Source organism: Amycolatopsis thermoflava N1165 (genome assembly GCF_000473265.1).
Lineage (GTDB): Bacteria > Actinomycetota > Actinomycetes > Mycobacteriales > Pseudonocardiaceae > Amycolatopsis_E > Amycolatopsis_E thermoflava.
In genome coordinates, this window is record NZ_KI421511.1 from 4,711,930 (window position 1) to 4,736,230 (window position 24,301).

Here is a 24,301-nt window from a genome sequence, read left to right on the forward strand (position 1 = left end):
TCAGCTCGCCTGGTCGTAGCCGGTGACGAGCCAGCCGGACGGGGTCTTCGCGACGGTGATCGACAGCTTCGGGCCGTCCGTCGGGACGAGCACCTCGACGGAACTGGTGTAGGACTTAGTGACGGTGGGTTCGCCGGTGACCCTGGTGGCGGGGATGTTCGCCGGGTCCACAGTGGACATCTCCGGCAGGTACTCCTCCGTCGTGAGTGGACGGAGGCCCTCCAGCCACTGCGCGTTGGTCATGCCTGCCGGGTGGGTGGCCCACGCGGTGGCCCACTGCTTCGCGGTCTGCAGGGCCGCCGGGTCGGGCGCGGCGGAGGTCGGCTGCAGCAGGGGCGCGGTGAGCCGGGTCGACATCGGGGCCGGCGAGGAGCCCGCGCTGGTCGGGCTGCTGCTCGCGCCGGGGTCCTGGATGCGGACCGGTTCCGGCCCCGAGCGGTTGGGGTTGCCGAGGAGCTGCGGCACGACGATGCCGATGGCCACGATCAACGCAATCACCGCGACGGCGGTGCCGACGAGGTGGGCGGGCGAGCGCAGCGGGAAACCCCAGATGCGGCGGTAGACGGCGGCGCGGCCGCGGTTGGTGCGGATCGGCATCTACATCACCGCACGATCCGGTCGGTGTCACGGGAGTCGTCGCGCACCTCGAGCCCGCGCGAGGGCCGGTACAGCACGTGGACCGGCTTGCCGCCGACGAGTTCCTGCCCGGCGCGGCGCGGTTCCGGCCGCTGCGCCGGGGTGGCGCTCATGCCCGGCCGCGAGATGCGCGACGGGACGACGACGGGGTCGGGTTCGTCCCAGCCGCGGTCGTAGACGGGCGAGGTGTCGACGCGGCGGCTGGGCCGCTGCGCGACGGGCGGCATCCAGCCATCCGCGCGGCGGGTGGTGCCGGGCGGGGCGGAGTAGACGAACGCGTCCGGGTCCGCGCCCTCCGGTGCGTAGCCGGCGTACGCGGGCTGGTGGCCGCCGCCGGCGGGCAGGCCCGGCCTGGCGTGCCCCGGCAGCGCCGGCCCACCACCGGGCCAGGGCGCGCCGGACCAGGCGGCGGCCGGGCGGGCGGCCATGGCGCCGGCGCCGTCGAGACGCTGAGCCGTGGCGAAGACGGTCGCCTCAGGACGCCCGCGGCCCGCCGACCCGGTCGGGCTGGCGACCTCGCTCTCCTCGCCCTCGCGGACGCTCTCCCAGAACTCGTCCTGCGGCGTCGGCCCCTGCTTCTTCCGGAAGCGGCTGAACAGGCCACCACTCGGAGCCGGAATGGAGGACCCCACCATGCCGACGGACATCTCAACCATCTGCCACAGACGGCGAACGGGCCTGCCGACGAGGAACAACAGGATCGTGACGAGGCCGGCCAGGATCATCTGCGTCAGGATGGACAACCTGGCGGCCGGCGAAAAGATGGCCTGCAGCAGCAACGCGTGCACGCCCGCCAGGACGGACAGGACCAGGAGGTTGAACCCGACGCCACCGAGCACCCGCGCGACGCGGCGCAGGAGGTCGTGGTGCAGCATCGCGATCAGGCCGATCAGCGGTGCGGTCAGCACGAACAACCGGATGATCACCTGGGCCAGCAGTACGGAAGCCTTCGCCAGCAGTTGGAACAACGCGTAGGCGAGGCTCTGGCCCAGCGCGAGGAACCCGGATCCGGTGCGGCTGCCGCCCTCCCCGGTGAAGTACGGGGTGGCGGGACCGAGCTGGGTCGCGATGTTCTTGTAGGCGGCCTTCTTCGCGTCGACCACGCTCTGGTTCGCGTCGTCGCCGTTGTTGAGCTGGTTCCAGGTGAACGCTTGGGCATCGAGCAGCGGCCGGCCGAACTGCTGCGCCTGCGGGGAGTCCGGCGACCCGAACTCGCCCCGCAGCCAGTTGTTGTAGACGACCTGCGTGTGCAATTCCGTCGGCAGGATCTCCCACGGGTACTGCCCGGAGGAGTCGTCGATGAATCCCGCCTGGATGTTCGTCGTCGTGTCGACGATCGCCTTGTCGAGCGGATCGAGGTAACGCAACATCGCCAGCGAGGAAGCGGCGAGCCAAACCGCGGCCAATGCGTACAGACCCCGCTTGCTCAGCGCTGCCAGGTCACCACGCCAGATGTTCCGGAACATCATGATCGCGAGCAGGAGCGCGACGAGCCCGAACAGCTGGGCGTAGATGTTGTTGTAGACCTTCTCCGCCCCGGCCTTCACGGCACCGTAGATCGGGTCGAGCAACCCGCCCTGCAGGATCGTGTAGTGGAGCGAGTTCGTGGCGCCGACCAGGTTCTTGCCGATGTTGAACGCCTGGTTCCCCGCCCACGTGTCGATGGTCGTATTCGGGCTCGTGATCCCCGACAGCGGGCCGCAGTCCGTCTGGTAGACGTGCCAGACCATTCCGGCGTAGCTGTAGTCGAGGTAGGCGCTTCCGGCCAGGCCGTGGCTACGGGACTGGTCCAGCGCGCCGACGAGGCCCGAGCCCGGACGTTCCGGGATGGGTGCGTCACCACATGCCGCCGCGGCGGCGGACGGCGCCATCACCGTCGTCTGGAAGCCCATCAGCAGTGCGACCGCCACGACGGCCGCCCACCGGGACGGTCTCTTGCGCCGGCTGCCCCGGTTCTTCAAGCCCCTCCGCAGCGCGTGCCAGCCACCGGCCAGCGCTAGCACGCTCAGGATCGTCACGAGCGTCATGCGGCGTCCCAGCCGCCGCGCTTGCCCGCACCGGCTCGTTCGCCCTCGGCGCCGTCCGAGCCCGCCGAGCCCGCAGAACTCCCGGAGCCCGGCACGTCCTCCGCGAGGATCTGCTCCTCCGTGAGCCCCAGGTCGCGCTCGGCGGCCAGCTCCAGGTCCGGCTCGAGCTCGTCGTCCGGGGGCGGGGCCGCCACGTGCTGCTGCTCGCGCGGCGCCTCGGCGTCCCGGGCGTGCGTGTCCGCGGGCAGGGCGTCCTTCGAACCCGGCGTCGTGTCCAGCGACGCGCGCAGGTGGGCCAGGTGCGGCCCGGAGAAGTCCACCCGAATCCGCTCCACGCCACCGGCGCCGTCGCCGAAGATGAACTGCCTCGGCTCGCGGTCGCGCTCCAGGCCGCGCTGCGCGCCGGGCCGCCTGCCCAGCGACGCGACCACCTGCTCGTACCCGACCCCGACCGGCACCTTCAACAGCCGCAGCGCGTCGGCCTGCGCCTCGTCGTCGTCGAGGCGCCCGACGAACACCGAGTCCAGCAGCGCGACGAAACCCTGGATCTTCAGGAAGTCCGCGGGGATCTGCGACGACAGCAGCACGCGGACGTTCCACTTCCGCGAGTCACGCGCGAACCGGTTCATCAGCACCCGGCCGGTCGGCACCTCGGACAGGAAGAACGCCTCGTCGATCCACACGCCCTTGCGCAGGTCCTTCGGCTTCTCGTACACCGATCGCTGCGTCAGCCATGCCGCCAGGTTCAGCATCTCGACACCCAGCGCCTCGGCGTCGGTCCAGTGCTCGCGGCCCACGCCGTCCTTGGGCAGTGTCAGCCCGGCCATCGTCAGCACCGTCAGCCGGTCGTCCCGCGTCTCCGAGTACGGGTCGGCGTCGTTCTCCGGGATCAGCAGCGACATGCGCTCGCGCATCTCGTCCAGGAAGTCCGCCACCACCACCGCGTGCTCGTGGTGCTCGCTGGAGTCCCGGCGCAGCGCGTCGATCACCTGGCCGGGGTCGGCGTCGTACCGGCCGCCGACGGCACGCACCGCCCGGAGCAGCACGATCCGGCTCTGCGGCATCCGCGCGACCTCGTACGGCAGCACGCCGGTGAGCACGTCCAGCACGAGCCGCCGCCGGGTCGCGCCGGCCAGCGCCCGCTCGCGCCGCCACGCCCGCTCCGGGTCCTCCTCGTCCATGAAGTGCTCGAGCAGCGGCTCGGCCACCACGCGGTACGGGTTCAGGATGCCGGGTTGTGCATTCAGCAAGTTGATGGGCCGCGCGTACGGCCGGATCTCCGGCAGGTCACACAACCGGGACAGCGGGCCGGACGGGTCCAGCAGCGTCCAGTGCGCCCCGGCCCGCAGCGTCTTGTAGACGATGCCGCCGCCGAGGAACGACTTGCCGCCACCAAGACCGGCCACCATCGCGGTCAGACCGGAGCCGTCCCGGATCTCCTGCGCCATCCACGGGTCCCAGGCCACCGGGCGCCGGGTCGCGGTGACCGTCTCGCCGAGCAGGATGCCGCGCCGGTCGCCGACCTCGGCCGTAGCCGTCGGCACCGCCGCCGCGGCCCACACCACCGAACCGCGGCGCATGTACGCCGACGAGGACAGCGGCTCGCCCGGGATGAACTCCCGCGCCAGCGCGTACTGCGCCTCCGGGTGCTCGATCGCGATCTTCGGCTTGTACAGGTCGAGCAGCTGCTGGGCCAGCCGCAGCGCCTCGCGCTCGGTGTCGCCGGACACCGCCAGCCGCCACCACGACCGCACGCGGGTGGCCAGCGCGGTGAAGCCGGACGTCATCTCGTCGTCGATCTCCAGCACGCGGGTCGCCTGCCGCGCCAGCGACTGCGGCGGCTCCAGCTCGTGCTCGTCGGTGTAGTGCTTGACCTGCGAGCGCACCTTGTTCATCTGGCGCTGCAGCTCGCCGGCCACCTCCTCGGGGCGGCGCACGTAGATGCGGGCCGACCACTCCACCGAAGCGGGCAGCCGGTCCGCGTGCTGCACCCACGGGTCGTCGACCTCGGGGATCTGCAGGCCGTGCATCTGGCCGACGGTCAGCACCGCGAGGTGCCGCTGCACCCCGGCGTTCGACCCGGTGCGGCCACGCACCGTGAGAGTCGGGGCGTACGGCTCGGCGTGGAAGTCCGCCGCGTCGGTGAAGCTGGCCAGGTCCTCCGGCTCCCACGCCGCGCCGGGCACGGCGGGCAGGTGCCGGGGCGCGGGGAGGCCGAGCGAGCACGAGCGGTGCATCAGCCAGGACATCTCCTCGGCGTGCACCGGGCGGCCTTCCAGGCCGGACGATCCGATCACCTGGTCCAGGTGCTCGACCTCGGAGTCCAGCGCGGCCAGCTCGGCGTCGACGGCCTCGGGCAGGATGCGGCGGAGCAGCGGGGCGGCGCGCTCGACCGCGCGGTCGACGACCCGCCGGGTCTGCACCTGCACCCCGATGTAGACCTCTTTCTCCGCCATCGACCGGCCGAGGAGCTGCTGCTGCTCGCCGATCAGGTAGTCGTCGAACGACAGCGCGCCCGGCACGTCCGGCGGGCGGCGGATGGCGTTGTGGACGTGCGCCTCGGCCCACATCCGGATCGGGTACGGGCGGGTGGTGACGCGCAGGTGCAGCCAGCGGCCCTGCAGCTCCGCGTACTGGCCGGCGATCGCGGCGATGAGGTCGCGCCGCTGCGAGTCCGACCGGAACGACCACCGCTGCGGCGCCAGCCGGTACCAGGCGTAGACCTCGTTCTCGGTGCGCACCAGGTGCCCGTCGATGGTTCGCAGGGAGATCGACGGGGTATAGCTGGGAATCGCCTGCTCACCGGGGAGCCGGCGGCCCTGCTTGCCGGGGGCGCGACCCGGCTGCGGCGGCCACTGCGCAGCCCCGCTCGGGTCGGACTTCCCGGCCTTCCGGCGTCCGCCGCTTCCGAACAACCTCTACCTCCTACCGTGGCGCCGAAGAGCGCGCGCCACGCGGTCGTGCTGTCTGGTGGTGAGGATGCGACCCCGCCGCGGCGAGGTGCCGTTTGTGCTTGGGCAGCGGCCGCTGGTTCCGCACGCGGATCTTCGTGGCCGTGACCGCACCGCCCTCTCCGGAGGTCTTCTCGCGGGGCGTCTGCAGCTCGCGCAGCCACATCGTCATGACGGCTCCGAGCGGACGCTCGTGACTGATCTTGGCGGTGATCATCCGGGTGATCAAGATCGTGATGACGAACGCCCACGCGGTGGAGAAGAAGCCGAACCCGAAGCCGAGCTGCCGTTCCACCGCCAGGACGACGAGGAACACCGGGATGCCGACGCCCCAGGCCACGTAGCGGGCCCGCCACGGGAACGTCGCCTTCGGCGGGCCGAGCCAGACCGCGTCGACCCGGTAGACCTCGTCATCGGTTCGAATCCGCACGCGCGTTACCCCGCGCCGTCAGCTGGTGAACAAGCCGGCGATCCACTCGCCGACGTTGACGCCGAGCCCGCTCACGGCGAGGCCGACGATCGCGAGCGCGATCACCACACCGGCCAGGCGGCGCATGACGCCGGCGTTGTCGCCTTTGCCGCCACCGAGCCAGAGCAGCAGCAGCGCGACGGCGAGCAGGACCAGGGGGATGATGTTGTCGAGGAGCCACTGCTGGACTCCACGGGTCCTGATCTCGCCCTGCGCCAGCTGCTGCACAAGTGTCATCATGGTCATCGCGTACTCCCAGGTGCGAGGAGTGTGGGTGTCGGGTGGGTCGGCGCGGGGCAGGCCCACGAGGTCGGAAAGTCCGGTCCGGTCTGTTCTAGCCCATCATGGCGTCACAAGCTGTGACGGTCAAAGCGCTCTCTGTCGAACGGCAGTCCATCCACACCAGGCACAGTACGGCCACTTCTCCTGAACTCGTCGCCCTCCATCATCGTGGCAAGACCGCTCAGGGTTAACCCCCTGCACCCGGATTTCCTAGTGTGGGTAGGGACTCACCCACAGGCGCAATCACGCTTCACTCTGGGTGTGCGGTATCGCTCCTCGATGGCGCGAGCAACAGTGTGGCATGCCCCGATCGGCCGCATGGCATGTACCCGGGCGTGACGACTTCTCCGGGCGAGTCGATCATTCGATCCGGCGAACGCGGTCACGCAGCGCCCAGGTGGACCCGTTTTGCCCTCACGATCCGTGATCGGTACGCACTTTCGGGTGGACTCAGGTGTAAGCGCTCACTGTGGCGAGCGCCGCGGTGGGACGCGGTGGTCCGGAGAGCGCGGTGAACAGCGGGTGATCGACATGTGCAGCGCGGCGCCAGGTGGGTGGGGAGCGCTTTCCGAGGGCGCCGCGGTGACGGAGGGCGAGCGCGAACGCTTGCGTTCTCACGGAAGGTGAGATTTCGCCGGTGCGGTGCTACGGGCCGGCGCGGCCGTGGCTGCGAGCGGTTGGGCCCCGCCACGGAGATTGTTCTGGGGAAGCACCGTGGCGACGTCCTGCCGCTCGCGGGGATCAGGGTGCGCAACCCCGGAAGGCGAGCTCGACGCGGCCGGTCGCCCACTGCCTCGCGGCTGCGCGGGGAGCAGGCGGAGCGGGTGAAGCCACTCGGCCTCGGGCAACGGCCGCGGGACGCCGGGGCGTGGCCACGGGTGGGCCGGGGCGGGTTCGCGCCGCCGCGAAGATCCGATCCGGGAGGTGAGCGCACTGGGCGACGGCCCGCCGCGCAGGGCGCGCACCAGTGCTGGATGGGGCAGCGTGCGCAACCCGGGAAATAAGCAACAGCTCAAGCGCCAGATCGCGCAGCCGCGTGGGCGTGCGGTGAGCAGGCCTCAGCCGCGCGTGGGCTGGCCTTGGTCGCGGGCGCCCACGGGAAGCCTCGCCCGCGACGCGGCGCGGACCGGGCTCAGGCCCGCGCCGTCGCGAAGATTCCGTCTGGGAAGGCGCCGTGGGCGACCGCGTGCCGCGACAGTTCGCGGGCCAGCTCGTGCAGTCGCGCGGCCTTCTCGGCGCCCAGGTGGCGCCACGGGGCCGTCGCGGAGGCGTTCGTCTGCTCTTCGATGCTCTGCCGCAGCACGGTGCCCTCCGACGTGAGCCGGCCGTCGGCGTCGAGCAGGCCCTGCTCGCGCAGCTGCTCGACGCCCGCGGCCCACTGCTCATCAGACCAGCCGCGCGTCGTCTTCGCGACCGGCTCCGGGAAGCCCTTCCCGGTCGCCGTGTAGGTGATCAGCGCGGCCAGCCCGCTCAGCCCGTGCCCGACCAGCGCCGCGATGTGCCCGTCGCCGCGGTACTCCCGCAGCAGCGTCGCCGCGTGCCAGAGGACCAGGTGCGGCTCCGACGGCCACTCCAGCTCCGCGTGCCCCGCGTACAACGGCCGCCCCTCCGGACTCAACACCGACGCCGCCGAGCGCGCCAGCTCCGCCGCCTCCGCGAGCCGCGGCGAGGTGATCAGCTCCTCGCCCAGCACGCGGCGCAGCCCGGCGTCGGCCGCGGCCAGCCGGGCCTCCAGGATCCGCCCCGGCGAGGCGAGCGTCCACGCCCGCGGGATGTGCCTGGCGACCAGCTCCGGGTTGAAGTTGTAGAACGTGGCCGCGACGACGCCCGCGCCGACCGGGCCCATCGGCGCGGCCCGGCTGGCGAAGTAGCCCATCCGGCCGGGCCGCAGCCCGGTCGCGGTCAGCTCCTGCTCCGCCTCGGGCGCGAAGTAGACGAACGAGTGCAGCGGTTCGAGCACCCGGTGGCACCGGAACGCGACGTCGCGGGCTTCTGCGTGATCCACGAGCCCGACCGTAGGCCACCGGCGGGCCGGCGGGAAAGGGGCGGACGAGTTGGCCTGTAAGCCGGATCCTGTTCCGCGGCCGGAACCGCGGCGGCGGCCATCCATCTAGGCCTGCCGTTGCCGGCAGGCTCGAGCGGCCTACCCGCAGGCATCGGACGGGCCGCCCTCGATCGCCTGCGCAGGCGCCTCGCGGCGCCCTCTTGGCCTTGCTCCGGGTGGGGTTTACCTAGCCACCCCGGTCACCCGGGGTGCTGGTGGTCTCTTACACCACCGTTTCACCCTTACCCCGGCGGTGAAGCCGGGGCGGTCTGTTTTCTGTGGCACTGTCCCGCGGGTCGCCCCGGGTTGCGGTTAGCAACCACCCTGCCCTGTGGAGTCCGGACTTTCCTCGAGGGAGTGACCCCTCGCGACCGCCCGGCCAACTCGTCCGCCCACTCAGGGTAACCGTTCCCACGCCGTGGACGTCGGTTGCCCCTCCCCCTGCCCGCCGCTTTACTCGGAATCAGATCGCGCGGCCGTCGACGCACAATTCCCGAAACCATTTCTGTGGAGCCTTCATGCCCGCACCACTCAAATTCGCCTATTGGGTGCCCAACGTCAGTGGCGGACTGGTCACCAGCCGCATCGAACAACGCACCGACTGGGGTTACGACTACAACCGAGAGCTCGCCGTGCTCGCCGAGAACAACGGATTCGAGTACGCCCTCACCCAGGTCCGCTACACCGCCAGTTACGGCGCCGCCTACCAGCACGAGTCCACCGGGTTCAGCCTGGCGCTGCTGCTGGCGACCCAGCGGCTCAAGGTGATCGCGGCCGTCCACCCCGGACTGTGGCACCCCGGGGTGCTGGCGAAGTTCGTGGCCAGCGCGGACGTGCTGTCCGGCGGCCGGGCCGCGGTGAACGTGGTGAGCGGCTGGTTCAAGGACGAGTTCACCGGCCTCGGCGAGCCGTGGCTGGAGCACGACGAACGCTACCGGCGGTCCGAGGAGTTCATCCGCGTCCTCAAGGAACTGTGGACGAACGACGCGGCCGAGTTCCGCGGCGACTTCTACCGGATCCACGACTTCGACATCAAGCCCAAACCGCTGTCCACACCGGACCGTCCGCACCCGGAGGTGTTCCAGGGCGGCAACTCGACCGCCGCGCGCAAGCTGGCCGGCCGTGTGTCGGACTGGTACTTCAGCAACGGCAAGGACTTCGACGGCTTCAGCGAGCAGGTCGCCGAGGTCCGCGGTTACGCGGCGGAGCACAACCACGCGGTGCGGTTCGGGCTGAACGGGTTCGTGATCGCCAGGGACACCGAGGCCGAGGCGCGGGACGTGCTGCGCGAGATCGTGGACAAGGCCGACGTCCAGGCCGTCGAGGGCTTCCGGTCCGCGGTCCAGCAGGCCGGGCGCTCGACATCGGACAAGAAGGGCATGTGGGCGGACTCCGAGTTCGCCGACCTGGTCCAGTACAACGACGGGTTCCGCACCGGGCTCATCGGCACGCCGGAGCAGATCGCGCGCCGGGCGGTGGAGTACAAGCGGCGCGGGGCGGATCTGCTGCTGCTCGGTTTCCTGCACTACCACGAGGACGTCGAGTACTTCGGCCGTGAAGTGCTGCCCATCATCCGCGAGCTCGAGAAGGAGCTCGACGCCACCGCCGCCACCCCCGAGCCCGTAGGGAGCTTCTCGTGACCGACTGGATCGCCCGCGCCCGCGAGGTCGCCGCCCAGCTGGCGGTCGACGCCGTCGAGCGCGACCGTGCGAACAACACGCCCTACGCCGAAGTCCAGCTGCTCAAGGACCACGGCCTGGTCACCCTGCTCGGGCCCGCCGAGCACGGCGGCGGCGGGCAGACCTGGGAGACCGCCTACCGGGTGATCCGGGAGATCGCCAAGGCGGACGGCTCGATCGGCCAGCTCCTCGGCTACCACTACCTGTGGGCGTGGGCGGCGCGCCTGGTCGGCACCGACGCGCAGATCGCCGCGGTCGAGGAGCTGTACACGAAGAACAACTTCTTCTTCGGCGGCGCGGTCAACCCGCGCGACTCGGACCTGAAGATCACGCAGGACGGCGACGAGCTCGTCTACCACGGGCACAAGTCGTTCTCCACCGGCAGCAAGGTGTCGGACCTGACCGTGCTGGAGGGCGTCCTGGAAGGGACCGACGAGCACATCTTCGCGATCGTGCCGTCGAAACAGCCGGGAATCGTGTTCCACGACGACTGGGACAACATCGGGCAACGACTCACCGAATCGGGCAGCGTGACCATTTCCGACGTGCGCGTGCCGTGGTCGGACGCCGCCGGATACGTGGACCGGAAATTCCAGCCGCTCGTCTACAACACGCTGAACGTGCCCACCATCCAGCTGGTGTTCACCAATTTCTACCTCGGCATCGCGCAGGGGGCGCTGGAGTCGGCGCTGGCCTACACGCGTGAGCGGACCCGCGCCTGGCCCTACGGCGGGGACGACAAGGCGTCCGCCACCGAGGAGTGGTACGTGCTGGAGGGCTACGGCGACCTGCAGGCCAAGCTGTGGGCGGCGGAAGCCTTGGTGGACCGGGCCGGGGCGGCGATCTCGCCGCTCCTGCACGCGCCGCGGGAGGAGCTGACGCCCGAGGCGCGCGGCGAGGTGGCGGTGCTGATCGCCGCGGCCAAGCAGCGGATCGTGGACACCGGGCTGGAGATCGGCACGAAGATCTTCGAGCTGACCGGCGCGCGGGCGAGCGCCACGAAGTACGGGCTGGACCGGTTCTGGCGGAACCTGCGCACGCACTCGCTGCACGACCCGCTGCCGTACAAGCGGCGGGAGGTCGGAGACTACGCGCTGAACGGCCGCCTCCCCGAGCCGAGCTGGTACACGTAGCCACCTGTTGCCGGAAGGCCACCCCCGCAGCGCTCGGGCGCGGGGGTGGCCTTCACCCGTGGGCGGAGCCGCTAGCGTTGAGGGCGTGGTCGCGGCGGTCGGGAGTCTCGGAGCGCTCGCCGCCGTTCTCGGGTTCGCCATGGCGCGCCCGCGCGGGTTGCCGGAGGCGCTGGTCGCCGTGCCCGCCGCGCTCGTCGTGCTCGCCATCGGGCTGGTCTCGCCCGGTGAAGCGCTGGCGCAGGTCACAGCGATGGCGCCGACGCTCGGGTTCCTCGCGGCGATCCTCGTGCTTGCCGACCTCGCCGACCGCGAGGATGTGTTCCGATGGCTCGGCGCCCGGCTGGCCACCGCCTCCCGCGGCCGTCCGCGACGGCTGCTGGCGTTGACCTTCGCGGCGGCGGCGGGCACGACCGCGGTGCTGAGCCTCGACGCGACCGTCGTCCTGCTGACGCCGGTCGTCCTGGCCACCACGCGGACGCTCGACCTGCCGCCCAAGCCGCACGTCTACGCGTGCGCGCACCTGGCCAACTCGGCGTCCACGCTGCTGCCCGTCTCGAACCTGACCAACCTGCTGGCCTTCGCCGCGTCCGGGCTGACCTTCACCGGGTTCGCCGCGCTGATGGCCCTGCCGTGGCTGGTCACCGTCGCGGTCGAGCTGGCGGTCTTCGGGTGGTTCTTCCGGCGCGACCTGGCCGGGTCCGTGGAGCCGCCCGCCGTGGACCGGGCCGCGCCGGTCTTCGCGCTGGTCGTGATCGGGCTGACGCTGGCCGGGTTCGGGGCGGGGCCGCTGACCGGGCTCGCGCCGGGGTGGGTGGCCGCGATCGCCGCCGCCGTGCTGGCGGTGCGGGCGCTCGCGCGGCGCGAGACCAGCCCGCGCCAGCTGGTGGTGGCGGCGAACCCGCTGCTCAGCCTGTTCGTGCTCGGGCTGGCGATCGTCGTGCAGGCGGTGTCGGACCACCTGCTCGGCGGTCCGCTGCGGGCGTTGCTGCCGGACACGGCGAGCCTCGGCGGGCTGCTGCTGGCGGCGTTCGTGGCGGCCGCGCTGGCCAACCTGGTCAACAACCTCCCGGCGACGCTGATCCTGCTGGCGGCGCTCGGCCCGCACCCCGCGCCCGGGGTGCTGCTCGCCGTGCTGCTGGGCGTGAACATCGGGCCGAACGCCACGTACCTCGGCTCGCTCGCGACGCTGCTGTGGCGCCGCGTGCTCGGCCGGGACGCACCTGGCCTGGGCGAGTTCACGCGGCTCGGCCTGGCGACGGTGCCGGCAAGCCTCGCGGCGGCGACCGTCGCGCTGTGGCTGGTGCTCTAACCTCCGACGATGTTGGACGGCCTGCGCGGCTGCATGCTCCGCAGATGTGGACACGCGCGGCGCCGCCGCCGGGACCGGCAGGCCTTCCAGGCTGGCCGGGAGATCGGTTTCGGCTGTGCGTTCCGCGGCGCGCCGGCGGACCGCAGCGCTGAAGCCGCGGGCGCCTGCACCTGTCGCGCGAAGCGAGCGTGTGGTGAAGGCCGCGCATCCGGCGCTCGCGGGCGGTCGCACTGCCCTTCCCGGCCGGCTGCCCCCGCCCCTGAGCACGCTAGTAGCGCACCGTGCCGGGGGCCAGTGGCGGGTATACCGTCGAGGGCTCTCCGTCGACCGTGGTGCCGGCGAACTGGAGCATCGCTCGCTGCTCGCCGTGCATCGGGGCCGGGTAGGCCAGCTCCGGGGCCGACACCTCGTCCAAGGTGCGCACGTGCTCCGGCAGCAAGGCGACCTCGTCGAGGTTGTCCTCCAGATGGCTCAAGCGCCGGGCGCCCAGGATCGGCACCACTCCCCGCGCCCGCAGCCACGCCAGCGAAACCGCGGCGGACGTCGTGCCCAGCTCCTCGGCGATCGCGGCCACCACCTCGATCACCGGGTACTCGGACTCCGTGGGACCGCCCACGAAGGCCGCCCGGGCGGAATCGGCCGGCGCGGCGCCCCGGCGGTACTTGCCGGACAGGAACCCGTTCTTCAGCGGGCTCCACGCGACCAGCCCGAGGCCCTGGTCGGCGGCCAGCGGCGCGATCTCGCCCTCGACCGTGCGCGCCAGCAGCGAGTACTCGACCTGCAGCGCGATCAGCGGCGTCCAGCCCCGCAGCAGCGCCGTGGTCTGGGCCTGCGCCGTGACCCACGCAGGCGTGTTCGAGAAGCCGACGTAGCGGACCTTGCCGGCGCGGACCAAGTCGTCGAGCGCCCGCAGCGTCTCCTCGACCGGGGTGTTGCGGTCCCAGTTGTGCAGCCAGTACAGGTCCACGTGATCGGTCCGCAGGCGGCGCAGCGACTCGTCGAGCTGGGCGATGACCGACCGCCGTCCGGCGCCGCCGCCGTTCGGGTCGCCGGGGTGCATGTTGGTGAAGAACTTCGTCGCCAGCACCACGCGGTCGCGGCGTCCCGGGTGGGCGGCGAACCAGTCGCCGAGGATCTTCTCCGAATGCCCGTTCGTGTAGAAGTTCGCGGTGTCGACGAAGTTCCCGCCGCGGTCGAGGTAGGTCGCCAGGATCTTCTCCGACTCCTCGACGCCGCACCCGGCGCCACCGGGGTCGTCGCCGAAGGTCATCGCGCCGAGGGCGTACGGGCTGACGCGCAGCCCGGATCGGCCCAGGGTGAGGTAGTGGTCGAGCGGCATGGGAGGTGCTCCTCGTGTCGGTCCGGATGGTCCTCCCATCGAAGCCCGCGGCAGCCGGTGCCAGGTAGACCGATCCGCGCGGGCTCTTGCACGATCCTCTCGACTCCGCCCGGATCGGGCTTGTGCCTCCTCGGCCGGGGTGGTTCCGTCGAGGGGTGCTCGACGAGATCCGCGACCTCATCGCGGCCCACGCCCGCCCGGACCTGCGGACGCCGGTCGACGGCCTGCTGCTGTCCCGGGTGGACACCACCGAGCCGGAGCACTCGCTCACCGAACCGCTGCTGGTGCTGATGGCTCAGGGCGGGAAACGGCTGCTGCTGGGCGACCGGGTGTTCGAGTACCGGGCGGGCCAGTTCCTGCTGGTCACCACCGCGTTGCCGGTCACCGGCCGGTTCCTGGAGGCGCCGTCGCTGGGCGCCGGGCTGGTGCTGCGGCCGTCGGCGATCGCGCCGCTGCTGCTGGAGGCGCCCGCCCCGCGCGCCCCGGCCGGGCCCGCCATTGCCACCGGCGACGCCGACGCCGACCTGCTCGACGCCGTGACCCGGCTGCTGCGGCTGCTCGACCGGCCCGCCGACGTGCCCGTGCTCGCCCCGCTGATCGAGCGGGAGATCCTCTGGCGGCTGCTCACCGGCCCGTGCGGGGCGACGCTGCGTCAGATCGGCCTCGCCGACAGCAGCCTGAGCCTGGTCGGCCGCGCGATCGGCCGGATCAGGGAGAACTACGCCGAGCCGATGCGGATCGCGGAGCTCGCGCGGCTGTGCGGGCTGAGCGCCTCGGCCTTCCACCGGCATTTCCGCGCGGTCACCGCGATGAGCCCGCTGCAGTTCCAGAAACGGATCCGGCTGCAGGAGGCGCGGTCACTGCTGCTGTCCCGGCCGGACGACGTCGCCGGCGTCGGGCACCTCGTCGGCTACGACAGCCCGTCGCAGTTCAGCCGGGAGTACCGCCGCCTGTTCGGCGCGCCACCCGGCCGGGACGCCGCGCGCCTGCGGGCCGCGGCGCCCGCCTTGCCGTGAGGCTCAGGCCAGGTGCGAGATGTCGTTGACCAGGCGCACCGACGCGTTGCCGTCCGGGTAGAACTCCACGATCGACAGCGACGCCAGGTCGAGGTGCAGCCGGAACAGCAGCGACGGCCCCGCGTCCAGGCCGAGCCTCAGCAGGGACTTGATCGGGGTGACGTGGCTGACGACGATGATCGTCCGGCCGGCGTGGCTCTCGACCAGCTCGTCCCGCGTGCGGCGGACCCGCTGGTGCACCTCGTCGAAGCTCTCCCCGCCCGGCGCGGGCACCGACGGGTCGCGCAGCCAGCGGCCGTGCAGCTCGGGGTCGCGCTGGGCGGCCTCGGTGAAGGTCAGCCCCTCCCACTCGCCGAAATCGGTCTCCAGCAGGCCGGGATGGGTCTCCACGCGGGCGCCGAGCGCGTCGGCGACCGACTGGGCCGTCTGCTTCGCCCTGGTCAGCGGGGACGTCACGATCGCGGTGTCCGTGCCGAGGTCCGGCAGCGCGGCGAGGCGTTTCGCGGCAGCCGCGGCCTGCTGCAGGCCGTGCTCGGTCAGCGGCACGTCACCGCGGCCCGAGTACCGGCGGTCCACCGACATCGCGGTCTGCCCGTGCCGCAGCAGCATCATCCGCGTCGGGGTGCCCTGCGCGCCGGTCCACTTCTGCGGCGTCGTGCGCTCCGGGCCCGCGCTCTTGCCCGCCTGGGTGTCCATCGCCTCGTTGGCGAGCCGGTCGGCGTGCGCGTTCTCCGCGCGCGGGATCCACTCGTAGCGCACGGCCGCGAACCCGGCGGCCAGCTGACGCGCCTGCTCGGCGAGCGGCTTCAACGCCTCGTGCTTGATCTTCCAGCGGCCGGACATTTGCTCGACCACCAGCTTGGAGTCCATCCGGACGTCCACCTCGGTGGCGCCCGCCTCGGCGGCCGCCCGCAGCCCGGCGATCAGACCCGAGTACTCGGCGAAGTTGTTCGTCGCCACCCCGAGCCCCTGCTGGCGCTCGGCCAGGACCGCGCCCGTCGCGGCGTCGCGGACGACGGCCCCGTACCCGGCAGGCCCGGGGTTGCCCCGCGAACCGCCGTCGGCCTCGACGACCACTCTCACAGGCCCGACTCCACCGTCCGCACCAGGATCGCGCCGCAGTTCTCGCACTGCACGACCTCGTCCTCGGCGGCCGCCTTGAGCTCGGACACGGTGTTGCGGTCGAACTCCATGTTGCAGGCCAGGCACTTCCGCGCCCGCACCAGCGCGGCGCCGATGCCCTTGTGCGCGCGGACCCGCTCGTACAGCTTCAACAGCCCCTCCGGGAACCGCGGCACCAGCTTGGCGCGGTCCTCCTCGCGGCGGGCCTTCGTGGTGTCCAGGTCCTTGAGCGTCTCGTCGCGGCGGCCCTCGACGTCGGCCAGCGCCTGCTCGGTCTTGTCGACCTCGGCGCCGGTGCGCTGCACGTCCAGGCCGAGCGCTTCGCGGCGCTCCATCAGCTCCAGCAGGTCGTCCTCGAGCGCGCTCTGGCGCCGGGCCAGTGTCTCCAGCTCGTGCTGCAGGTCCGCGACCTGCTTGGCGGGCAGGGTGCCGCCGTCGATCAGCTTGCGGTCGCGGTCCTCGCGGGCGCGGACGGACTCGATCTCCTTCTCCTGCCGGGCGATCTCGCGGTCCAGGTCGGAGGCGGCGGTCTCGTGCCGGATCGCCGTGTCGCGCAGCTCGCGCAGGGTCTTCTGGATGCCCTCGATCTCGGCGAGCTCGGGCATGGTGCGGCGGCGGTGCTCGACCCGGGACAGCTCGGCATCCACTTTCGCGAGCTCGAGCAGCTGACGCTGGACGGCTGGCTCTGCCTTCACTGGTACTCCCTCGGATTACGCACGGATGGTCCACGGATCGGTTCGGCGCGCGGACACGTGAACGTTGACGTTACCCGCAAAGGCGTCCCGCAGGACGGCCGAGGCTTGACCGCACCACGGCCACTCGCTGGCCCAGTGGGTCAGGCCGACCAGTGCGGGCGCGTCCGCGCCGGTTTCCAGGTGCTCGCCCGCGGGGTGGTGCCGCAGGTCGGCGGTGACGTAGGCGTCCACGCCGGCCGCGGTCGCGGCGCCGAGGAAGCCGTCCCCGGCCCCGCCGGAGACCGCCACCGTCCTAATGAGACGGTCCGGGTCGCCCGCCCCGAGGACGCCCGGCTCGGTGGCGGGCAGGGCGGCGGCCACCCGGCGCACGAACGCGGCGAACGGCTCGGGCTCGGGCAGCTCGCCGATGCGGCCGAGGCCGGTGGAGCCGTCCGGGTGCGGGTCGAGCGGGCGCAGCACCCGCAGCCCGATCGCCTCGGCGAGCGCGTCGGACACCCCGGGGTTGGCGGAGTCGGCGTTCGTGTGCGCGCAGTACAGGGCGATGCCGGCGCGGATGAGGCGGTGCACCAGCGCACCCTTCGGGGTGTCGGCCGGCACGCCGTGCACGCCGCGCAGCAGCAGTGGGTGGTGCGCGATGACCAGCTGGACCCCGGTCTCGATGGCCTCGTCGATGGTGGCCGCGACCGGGTCGACGCAGATCAGGACGTCGGTGACCGGCTCGGCGGGGTCGCCGCAGACCAGGCCGACCGCGTCCCAGCTCTCCGCGAGCGCGGGCGGGTAGGCGTCCTCCAGTGCGGCGATCACTTCGGCGAGGGCGGGCATGGGGGGATCTTCGCATGCGGCGTGGGGCAGACTGCGGGGTGTGACCGAGCCGAGCCTGCACATCTGCTTCGTCTGTTCCGGCAACATCTGCCGGTCCCCCATGGCGGCCATCGTCTTCCGGGCGCACCTGGAGCGCGCCGGGCTCGCCGACCGGGTCCGCGTCACCAGCGCCGGCACCGGGCCGTGGCACGTCGGCGAACCGGCCGATCCGCGTGCCCGCGAGACCCTGCGCGAGCACGGCTACACCGGCAAGCACGTGGCCGCGCAGGTCGACAGCGACCACCTGGCCGCCGACCTGCTGCTCGCCGCCGACCGGGGCCACCTGCGGGAACTGCGCCGGCTGGTGGACGACCCCGAGCGCGTTCGGCTGCTGCGGTCCTTCGACCCCGAAGCCCCCGACGGCGCGGAGATCCCGGACCCGTACTACGGCGGCGACGACGGGTTCGACGAGGTCCTCGCGATGGTCGAGCGGACCGTTCCCGCTCTGCTGGACTGGGCGAAGGCGCGGCTCTGAGCTGCGCTCATGCGGTCGCGGCCGCGCGCGGTTACCGTGACGGCGGGCAGACGAAAAGGTGCTGGACATGAGCGTTCGCGAAGCCGTCGAACGGCTGCTGGGAGTCCCGGTCACCGGTGTGCGCCGCAGCGGTGGCGCGGTGTGCCTGGTGACCGCCGAGGGGCGGGGTGTGCTGGTCGCCAAGCAGGGCAGCGGGCCCGGCGCGACCGCCGCCGAAGCCGCCGGGCTGCGGTGGCTCGGCGAGCACGGCGACGTGCCGGTCCCGCGGGTCCACGCGCACGACGACGAGTGGATCGTCATGGAGTACGTGCCGCCGACGTACCCCGAGACGGCCGCGGCGGAGGCGTTCGGGCGCGGCCTGGCGCGGCTGCACCTGCGGGGCGCGCCCGCGTACGGTTCGCCGCCACCCGGCGGACCGGCCGACGCGTGGATGGGTCTCGCCCCGATGCGCAACGAGGAGTGCCCGGACTGGGCGACGTTCTACGGTTCGCACCGCGTGTTGCCGTACGTGCGGATGTGCGTGGACCAGGGCCTGTACGACGCGGGGCAGGCGCAGGTGTTCGAGCGGTTGTGCGCGCGGCTGCCCGAGCTGGGCGGCCCGGCCGAACCGCCGTCCCGCCTGCACGGCGACGCGTGGAGCGGCAACGTGCACTGGGGGCAGGGCGCCGTGTGGCTCATCGACCCGGCCGCGCACGGCGGGCACCGCGAGACGGACCTGGCGATGCTGCGGCTGTTCGGCACGCCGCTGCTGGAGCACATCCTGGGCGCGTACGAGGAGGCGGCGAAGGACCTGGACGCCCCGCTCGCCGACGGCTGGCGGGACCGCGTGGAGCTGCACCAGTTGTTCCCGCTGCTCATGCACGCGGCGGTGTTCGGGGCCGGCTACGCGCGGCAGGCGCTGCGCGCGGCTGAGGCGGCGTTGGCGCGCTGAGGCGCCCTGTCGTGCAACGCGCGGCAGGCACCACAGGTGTCACCTGCCACACGCTGCGCTGACCTCCCCACACGCCTCCCACCGCGGACGGCCTACCGTAGGGGTGTGCGGCTGAAGTTCCTCCTCCGGCCGAGCTGGCTCGCCCTCGTGGTGGGTGTGCTCGCGTTCGCGTTCGCCTGCTTCACGCTGCTGTCCCCGTGGCAGTTCTCCCGCAACGACGAGCGCGAAGCCCAGAACAGGGCCATCGAGGCCTCCCTCACCGCCGACCCGCGTCCGCTGAACGACGTTCTCCCGCCCGGCGCCATCCCCGACACCGACACCGAGTGGACCCGCGTCGAGATCACCGGCTCCTACCTGCCGGAGCACGAGGTCGTCGCCCGGCTGCGGACCGTGCAGGGGCAGCCCGCGTTCGAGGTGCTCACCCCGTTCCGCGCGACCGACGGACAGGTCGTCCTCGTCGACCGGGGCTACCTCCAGCCGGACTCCCGCACCGAGGTCCCGCCCTACGCCGCACCGCCCGCAGGCACGGTGACGATCGTCGCGCGGATCCGGGAGGACGAGAACGACCCGAAGAACCGGGACGCGTTCGCCGACGCCTCCACCCACGGCAAGCTGCAGAGCTACAGCGTCGACTCCCGCGTGGTGGCGCGGTCGAGCGGCCTGGACATCCGCAGCGGCTACTTCCAGCTCGACTCCGACCAGCCTGGCGTGCTCAACGCGCTGCCGCTGCCACAGACCGACGCCGGCCCGTTCTTCTCCTACGCGCTGCAGTGGATCGCGTTCGGGGTCATGGCGATCGCGGGCCTGGTGTACTTCACGGTCCGCGAGCTGAAGCCCGGCGGCGTGCTCAACGAGATGGCCGAGAAGAACAAGCGCAAGCGCAAATCGGTCGCCGAGATCCTCGCCGAGGACGACGCGGCGGCTAACGAGACCGGCGGCGAAGACCGAACAGAGCAGCCAGCACAGCGGAACTGACCCCGGCCAGCCACCCGACCACACGCGACAACTCCACCGCGCGCGTCACGTGCCCGGCGTCCGGGTTCCGGCCGTCGCCCAGCACCGGCAGCTCCTCGACGCCGTGCGGGTAGACGGTGCGGCCGCCGAGGCGGATCTCCAGCGCGCCCGCGAACGCCGCCTCCATCCGGCCGGCGTTCGGGCTCGGGTGGGCCGCGGTGTCCCGCCGCCACGCGCGCCACGCCCCGGCCGCCGAGCCGCCGACCACCGGCGCGCTCGACACCGTCAGCGCGGCGGCGAACCGCGTCGGCAGCAGGTTGACCAGGTCGTCCAGGCGCCGCGCGAACCATCCCGCCGGACGGGTCGGGTCACCGGTCCGCAGCACCGACACGGTCCGCGCGGCGAGCAGGCCGGGCATCCCGGCGACCGCGCCCCAGAACAGCGGGCCGACGACGGCATCCGCGGTGTGCTGCGCGACCGACTCCACCGACGCGCGGGACAGGCCGACGACGTTCAGCCCACCGGTCTGCCTGCTGTCCAGTTCGGACAACGTCTCGCGGGCCGCGTCGAGTTCGCCCTCTTCGAGATCGCGGGCCAGTTCGGTGCCGTCGGCCGCGAGACCGGCGCCGCCGAGGACGGCCCACGTCGCGACGGCCGTGCCGAGCGCCTGCAGGACCGGGCTGCGCCGCAGTGACCGCTCCGCCAGCACCCCGGCCACGACGGCCGAGCCGGCCAGCCCGCCGGCGAAGGCGACCCCGGCGAGGCGGTGCTCGGGCAGGCTCGCGTCGACGGTCCGGACGGCGCGGGTGAACACGGTGACCGGCCGTCCGCGCTTCGGCTCGCCGATCACCCCGTCCGCCGCCGCCCCCAGCAGCAGTCCGATCGCCCGTGCGGCACTCACTCGTGGCTCCCCCCGAGGTCGGTATCCGCCGTGAGGCTACTCGAACTGCTGGGCGACCTCGTCGCGCGCCTGGACCATGATGTCCCGCATCGCGCGCTCGGCCCGGTCGGCGTCCGCCTCGTCGATGGCGCGGGCGACCTCCAGGTGCAGCGCGACCGCCTCAGGCTGCGGTTCCGGCGGCATCAGGCCGTGCTCGGTCCGCCCGGTCAGCACCTCCGCGACGACCGCGGAGAGCTGCGTGAACATCGGGTTGCCCGACGCCGCGAGCACCAGGTGGTGAAAAGCGATGTCGTGCCCGAGGAAGGTGTGCAGGTCCCGCGCGTGTGCGGTGACCTCCAGCCGGGCACCCAGTGCCCGTAGCCGCCCGCGCTCCTCGGGTGTCGCGCGGATCGCGGCGAAGCGCGCGGCGCTCGGCTCGACCGCCCACCGCAGCTCCATCAGGTTGCGCAGGGCGACGGGGCGCTGCTCGCCGTCCAGTTGCCAGCGGATCAACCGGGGGTCGTAGTGGTTCCAGTCGGCGCAGTCCCGCACGGTGATGCCGACGCGGCGCTTGCTCGTGGTCAGCCGCATCGCCTCCAGCGCGCGGACGACCTCACGCGCCACGGTGCGCGAGGCGCCGTGGTTCTGCTGCAGCTCCTCCAGCCGCAGCACCGTCCCCGGCGGCAGCTTGCCGCAGGCGATCGCGGTGCCCACCGCGTCGAGCATGCGCTCGTGAATTCCCTCGGCCACGAAGGTGACGCTAGACCACTGATTCGATTAAGTAGTACTTGTGGGTTGAATAAGTAGTACTTTTGCGTTGCACTGATCGAGTGACAGCGAGGTCTGAGGAGCGAAGCCAATGACGGTCATCGTCGTGATGGGAGTCGCCGGTTCGGGCAAGACGACAGTGGGTTCGGCGCTGGCCGAGCGCCTCGGCGTCGAATACGCCGAAGCGGACGCCTTCCATCCGCCGGCCAACATCGCGAAGATGTCGTCCGGTCACCCGCTCGACGACGACGACCGGTGGCCGTGGCTGCACGCCATCGCGGCGTGGATCTCCGACCACCAGGCCACGGGCGGCGTGGTGTCGTCGTCCGCCCTGAAACGGCGCTACCGCGACGTGCTGCGGACCGGCGGGGACGTGTGGTTCCTGCACCTCGACGCCCCGCGCGACGTCCTCGCGGAGCGGATGCAGGGGCGCACCGGGCACTTCATGCCGGTGTCGCTGCTGGACTCCCAGCTCGCCGACCTCGAACCCCTCGAAACCGATGAGCGCGGCCTGATCGCCGACATCCTCGAAGCCCCCTCGGCGATCGTGGACCGCGCGCTCACCGAGCTGGCAAAGGAGCAGCCGTGAGTACTCTCGCCGCCGCCTGGACGGGTCACGACACCCGCCTGGTCGTCGCGACCCTGATCGGCATCGCCGTGATCGTGGTGCTGATCAGCAAGGCCCGCATGCACGCCTTCCTGTCGCTGATCATCGGATCGATGGTCGTCGGCCTGCTGGGCGGCCTGCCGGTCGACAAAGTGATCAAGAGCTTTTCCAGCGGGGTGGGCTCGACCGTCGCGTCGGTCGGCCTGCTGATCGCGCTGGGCGCGATGCTCGGCAAGCTCCTGGCCGATTCCGGCGGGGCGGAACAGATCGTCGACACGATCCTGTCCCGCACCTCGTCGAAGGCGCTGCCGTGGGCGATGGCGCTGGTCGCCGCCCTGATCGGGCTGCCGATGTTCTTCGAGATCGGCCTGGTCATGCTCATCCCGGTCGTGCTGCTGGTCGCCAAGCGCAGCGGCAAACCGCTGATGCTGGTCGGGATCCCCGCGCTGGCCGGGCTTTCCGTGCTGCACGGCCTGGTCCCGCCGCACCCGGGCCCGCTCGCCGCGGCCGGCGCGCTGAACGCGAGCGTCGGCATCGTGCTCGGCCTCGGCCTGCTGGTCGCCATCCCGACCGTGATCATCGCGGGCCCGCTGTTCGGCAAGCTCGCCGCGCGCTGGGTGCCCGAGGCGAAGGCCCCGGAACACCTGATCCCGGCCGCGGGCGGGAGCGAGGACGAGCGGCGGCGGCCGAGCTTCACCGCGACGCTGGTGACCGTGCTGCTGCCGGTGGTCCTGATGCTGGGCAAGGCGATCGCGGACATCGTCGCCGACAGCGGCAACCCGGTCCGCCGGGTGCTGGACTTCGTCGGTGACCCGCTGATCGCGCTGCTCGCCGCCGTGCTGCTCGGCATGTTCACGCTCGGCCGCGCCGCCGGGTTCACCCGCGACCGGCTGGCTTCGACGATCGGCGACTCGCTCGGCCCGATCGCCGGGATCATCCTGATCGTCGCCGCCGGCGGCGGGTTCAAGCAGATCCTCGTCGACGCGGGCGTCGGCAACGTCGTCACGCAGCTCGCCGAGGGCGCCAACATCCCGGCGCTGCTGCTCGGCTGGCTGGTCGCGGTGCTGATCCGGCTCGCGACGGGCTCGGCCACCGTGGCGACGGTGTCCGCGGCCGGGCTGGTGTCCGGCCTGGCGGCGACGATGTCGCCCACCGGGGCGGCGTTGCTGGTGCTCGCGATCGGCGCCGGTTCGCTGTTCTTCTCGCACGTCAACGACGCCGGTTTCTGGCTGGTCAAGGAGTACTTCGGGTTGTCCGTCGGCCAGACCATCCGGAGCTGGTCGATCATGGAGACGGTGATCTCGGTGGTCGCGATCGCGATCATCCTGCCGCTGGGCGCATTGCTCGCCTGAGGCCGAGGGGGCCTTCGGTTGGTGCCGAAGGCCCCTTATGCCGTGCGCGCCGCCGCAGAACGCTGGCGGCATGACCGAAAAACTCCTGATCGACGAATACCTGCCCGTCCACGAGGCGCACCAGCTCGACGCCATCGTCGTCGACACGCCACCGGACGCGGCCTACCGCGCGGTCCGCGACCTGGACCCGGACAAGGTCGCCCAGGCCGTGCCCCTGCTGCGGGTGCTCGGCCGCGCCCGCGCGATCCCGGCCGCCATCGCGGACCGGATCCGCGGCGACACCGAGCCGCCACCGGAATCCCTTCCGGCCGAGGAGTACCAGGCCGCGTTCGTGCTGCTCGACGAGCGGCCGGGCACCGAGTTCGTGGTCGGCATGATCGGCAAGTTCATGACGGCGACGCAGCTGGAGTTCCGGCGGTTCGAGCCGGGCGAGTTCACCGGGTTCGACGAGCCGGGCTATGGCAAGGTGGCGCTGAACTTCGTCGTCCAGCCGTACGGGCCGGGCCGGTCGCTGCTGACCACCGAGACCCGCACGGCGACGACGGATCCGTTGTCCCGCAACCGGTTCGCGCGGTACTGGACGGTGGTCGGGCCGTTCGCCGGGTTCATCATGCGGCGGTGGCTGCGCCTGGCGAAGCACAACGCCGAGTCAGCCGAACGCGACGCGGTCCAGCCAGAAGCCCAGCAGTGACGCGTCCCCGGCGACGGCGCGTGCGGAGCCGGTCGAAGCCCGCGGTTCCCCATTCGAGGTCCCGGCGCGACGACCGGCTT

At 72.3% G+C, this 24,301-nt stretch carries 22 protein-coding genes and 1 other RNA gene; 10 read left to right on the forward strand and 13 right to left on the reverse strand.

The genetic code is table 11. The features are described from left to right. The 7 genes from AMYTH_RS0123170 to rnpB all read right to left on the reverse strand — a co-directional run bounded on the left by AMYTH_RS0123170 (position 1) and on the right by rnpB (position 8,796). A complete protein-coding gene (locus AMYTH_RS0123170) occupies positions 1–597 on the reverse strand; it encodes a hypothetical protein (protein WP_027932310.1) in 597 nt (198 codons plus the stop codon). A gap of 5 nt (positions 598–602) precedes the next feature. Beyond that, positions 603–2,663 carry a hypothetical protein gene (locus AMYTH_RS0123175; protein ID WP_027932311.1) on the reverse strand — a complete coding sequence of 687 codons (2,061 nt, stop codon included), beginning with the start codon at positions 2,661–2,663 and terminating at the stop codon, positions 603–605. Continuing rightward, a complete protein-coding gene (locus AMYTH_RS0123180; RefSeq protein WP_027932312.1) occupies positions 2,660–5,578 on the reverse strand; it encodes an ATP-binding protein in 2,919 nt (972 codons plus the stop codon). The genes AMYTH_RS0123175 and AMYTH_RS0123180 overlap by 4 nt, the downstream gene beginning before the upstream one ends. Before the next feature lie 10 nt (positions 5,579–5,588). Further along, positions 5,589–6,044 carry a hypothetical protein gene (locus AMYTH_RS0123185; protein WP_027932313.1) on the reverse strand — a complete coding sequence of 152 codons (456 nt, stop codon included), beginning with the start codon at positions 6,042–6,044 and terminating at the stop codon, positions 5,589–5,591. Between the two features lie 18 nt (positions 6,045–6,062). Further along, a complete protein-coding gene (locus AMYTH_RS0123190) occupies positions 6,063–6,329 on the reverse strand; it encodes a hypothetical protein (protein ID WP_017987022.1) in 267 nt (88 codons plus the stop codon). A 1,168-nt stretch (positions 6,330–7,497) separates the two neighbouring features. After that, on the reverse strand, positions 7,498–8,370 hold the full coding sequence (locus AMYTH_RS0123195) for an SCO6745 family protein (protein WP_027932314.1): 873 nt from the start codon (positions 8,368–8,370) through the stop codon (positions 7,498–7,500). 41 nt (positions 8,371–8,411) lie between these two features. Beyond that, positions 8,412–8,796, reverse strand: an RNA gene (gene rnpB / locus AMYTH_RS47420) — RNase P RNA component class A. Between the two features lie 131 nt (positions 8,797–8,927). Between rnpB and sfnG the strand changes: the two genes are divergently transcribed. The 3 genes from sfnG to AMYTH_RS0123210 all read left to right on the forward strand — a co-directional run bounded on the left by sfnG (position 8,928) and on the right by AMYTH_RS0123210 (position 12,530). Then, the gene (gene sfnG / locus AMYTH_RS0123200; RefSeq protein ID WP_027932315.1) at positions 8,928–10,049 is read left to right on the forward strand and encodes a dimethylsulfone monooxygenase SfnG; all 1,122 of its coding nucleotides are present in this window, start codon (positions 8,928–8,930) and stop codon (positions 10,047–10,049) included. Next, complete coding sequence (locus AMYTH_RS0123205) at positions 10,046–11,221, forward strand: acyl-CoA dehydrogenase family protein (RefSeq protein ID WP_027932316.1); 1,176 nt, start codon at positions 10,046–10,048, stop codon at positions 11,219–11,221. The genes sfnG and AMYTH_RS0123205 overlap by 4 nt, the downstream gene beginning before the upstream one ends. 139 nt (positions 11,222–11,360) lie before the next feature. Then, on the forward strand, positions 11,361–12,530 hold the full coding sequence (locus tag AMYTH_RS0123210; RefSeq protein ID WP_051363096.1) for an SLC13 family permease: 1,170 nt from the start codon (positions 11,361–11,363) through the stop codon (positions 12,528–12,530). Positions 12,531–12,798: 268 nt separating this feature from the next. Here the strand turns inward: AMYTH_RS0123210 and AMYTH_RS0123215 are convergent, their stop codons facing one another. Further along, entirely contained in the window at positions 12,799–13,869 is a 1,071-nt protein-coding gene (locus AMYTH_RS0123215; protein ID WP_027932318.1) for an aldo/keto reductase, read from the reverse strand. A 155-nt stretch (positions 13,870–14,024) separates the two neighbouring features. On the opposite strand from AMYTH_RS0123215, the gene AMYTH_RS0123220 reads away from it, so the two are divergent. Beyond that, entirely contained in the window at positions 14,025–14,885 is an 861-nt protein-coding gene (locus AMYTH_RS0123220; protein WP_027932319.1) for an AraC family transcriptional regulator, read from the forward strand. A gap of 3 nt (positions 14,886–14,888) precedes the next feature. On the opposite strand, the gene AMYTH_RS0123225 is transcribed toward AMYTH_RS0123220, so the two are convergent. From AMYTH_RS0123225 to AMYTH_RS0123235, 3 genes are read right to left on the reverse strand one after another with little or no spacing between them, the layout of a single operon-like run. After that, positions 14,889–15,962, reverse strand: coding sequence for a bifunctional RNase H/acid phosphatase (locus AMYTH_RS0123225; protein WP_027932320.1), 1,074 nt, complete (start codon positions 15,960–15,962; stop codon positions 14,889–14,891). A gap of 2 nt (positions 15,963–15,964) precedes the next feature. Continuing rightward, positions 15,965–16,702: a zinc ribbon domain-containing protein gene (locus AMYTH_RS0123230; protein WP_020419732.1), complete on the reverse strand. Its 738-nt coding sequence runs from the start codon at positions 16,700–16,702 to the stop codon at positions 15,965–15,967. A 15-nt stretch (positions 16,703–16,717) separates the two neighbouring features. Beyond that, complete coding sequence (locus tag AMYTH_RS0123235; RefSeq protein WP_027932321.1) at positions 16,718–17,524, reverse strand: Nif3-like dinuclear metal center hexameric protein; 807 nt, start codon at positions 17,522–17,524, stop codon at positions 16,718–16,720. 40 nt (positions 17,525–17,564) lie between these two features. On the opposite strand from AMYTH_RS0123235, the gene AMYTH_RS0123240 reads away from it, so the two are divergent. The 3 genes from AMYTH_RS0123240 to AMYTH_RS0123250 all read left to right on the forward strand — a co-directional run bounded on the left by AMYTH_RS0123240 (position 17,565) and on the right by AMYTH_RS0123250 (position 19,944). Next, positions 17,565–18,038, forward strand: coding sequence for a low molecular weight protein-tyrosine-phosphatase (locus AMYTH_RS0123240; protein WP_027932322.1), 474 nt, complete (start codon positions 17,565–17,567; stop codon positions 18,036–18,038). A 67-nt stretch (positions 18,039–18,105) separates the two neighbouring features. Beyond that, positions 18,106–18,969: a fructosamine kinase family protein gene (locus AMYTH_RS0123245; RefSeq protein WP_209440786.1), complete on the forward strand. Its 864-nt coding sequence runs from the start codon at positions 18,106–18,108 to the stop codon at positions 18,967–18,969. A gap of 105 nt (positions 18,970–19,074) precedes the next feature. Then, on the forward strand, positions 19,075–19,944 hold the full coding sequence (locus tag AMYTH_RS0123250) for an SURF1 family cytochrome oxidase biogenesis protein (RefSeq protein WP_027932324.1): 870 nt from the start codon (positions 19,075–19,077) through the stop codon (positions 19,942–19,944). On the opposite strand, the gene AMYTH_RS0123255 is transcribed toward AMYTH_RS0123250, so the two are convergent. After that, positions 19,892–20,824: a cobalamin biosynthesis protein CobD/CbiB gene (locus AMYTH_RS0123255; protein WP_027932325.1), complete on the reverse strand. Its 933-nt coding sequence runs from the start codon at positions 20,822–20,824 to the stop codon at positions 19,892–19,894. The two genes, AMYTH_RS0123250 and AMYTH_RS0123255, sit on opposite strands and share 53 nt — an antisense overlap. A gap of 36 nt (positions 20,825–20,860) precedes the next feature. Beyond that, positions 20,861–21,529, reverse strand: coding sequence for a FadR/GntR family transcriptional regulator (locus AMYTH_RS0123260; protein WP_020419738.1), 669 nt, complete (start codon positions 21,527–21,529; stop codon positions 20,861–20,863). Between the two features lie 133 nt (positions 21,530–21,662). On the opposite strand from AMYTH_RS0123260, the gene AMYTH_RS0123265 reads away from it, so the two are divergent. The 3 genes from AMYTH_RS0123265 (at position 21,663) to AMYTH_RS0123275 (ending at position 24,221) form a co-directional block, all read left to right on the forward strand. After that, positions 21,663–22,160, forward strand: a complete 498-nt coding sequence (locus tag AMYTH_RS0123265) for a gluconokinase (RefSeq protein WP_027932326.1) — start codon at positions 21,663–21,665, stop codon at positions 22,158–22,160. Beyond that, positions 22,157–23,530, forward strand: coding sequence for a GntT/GntP/DsdX family permease (locus AMYTH_RS0123270; protein ID WP_027932327.1), 1,374 nt, complete (start codon positions 22,157–22,159; stop codon positions 23,528–23,530). The genes AMYTH_RS0123265 and AMYTH_RS0123270 overlap by 4 nt, the downstream gene beginning before the upstream one ends. Positions 23,531–23,600: 70 nt before the next feature. After that, positions 23,601–24,221, forward strand: a complete 621-nt coding sequence (locus tag AMYTH_RS0123275; RefSeq protein ID WP_037324030.1) for a hypothetical protein — start codon at positions 23,601–23,603, stop codon at positions 24,219–24,221. The last annotated feature ends 80 nt before the right edge of the window (positions 24,222–24,301 follow it).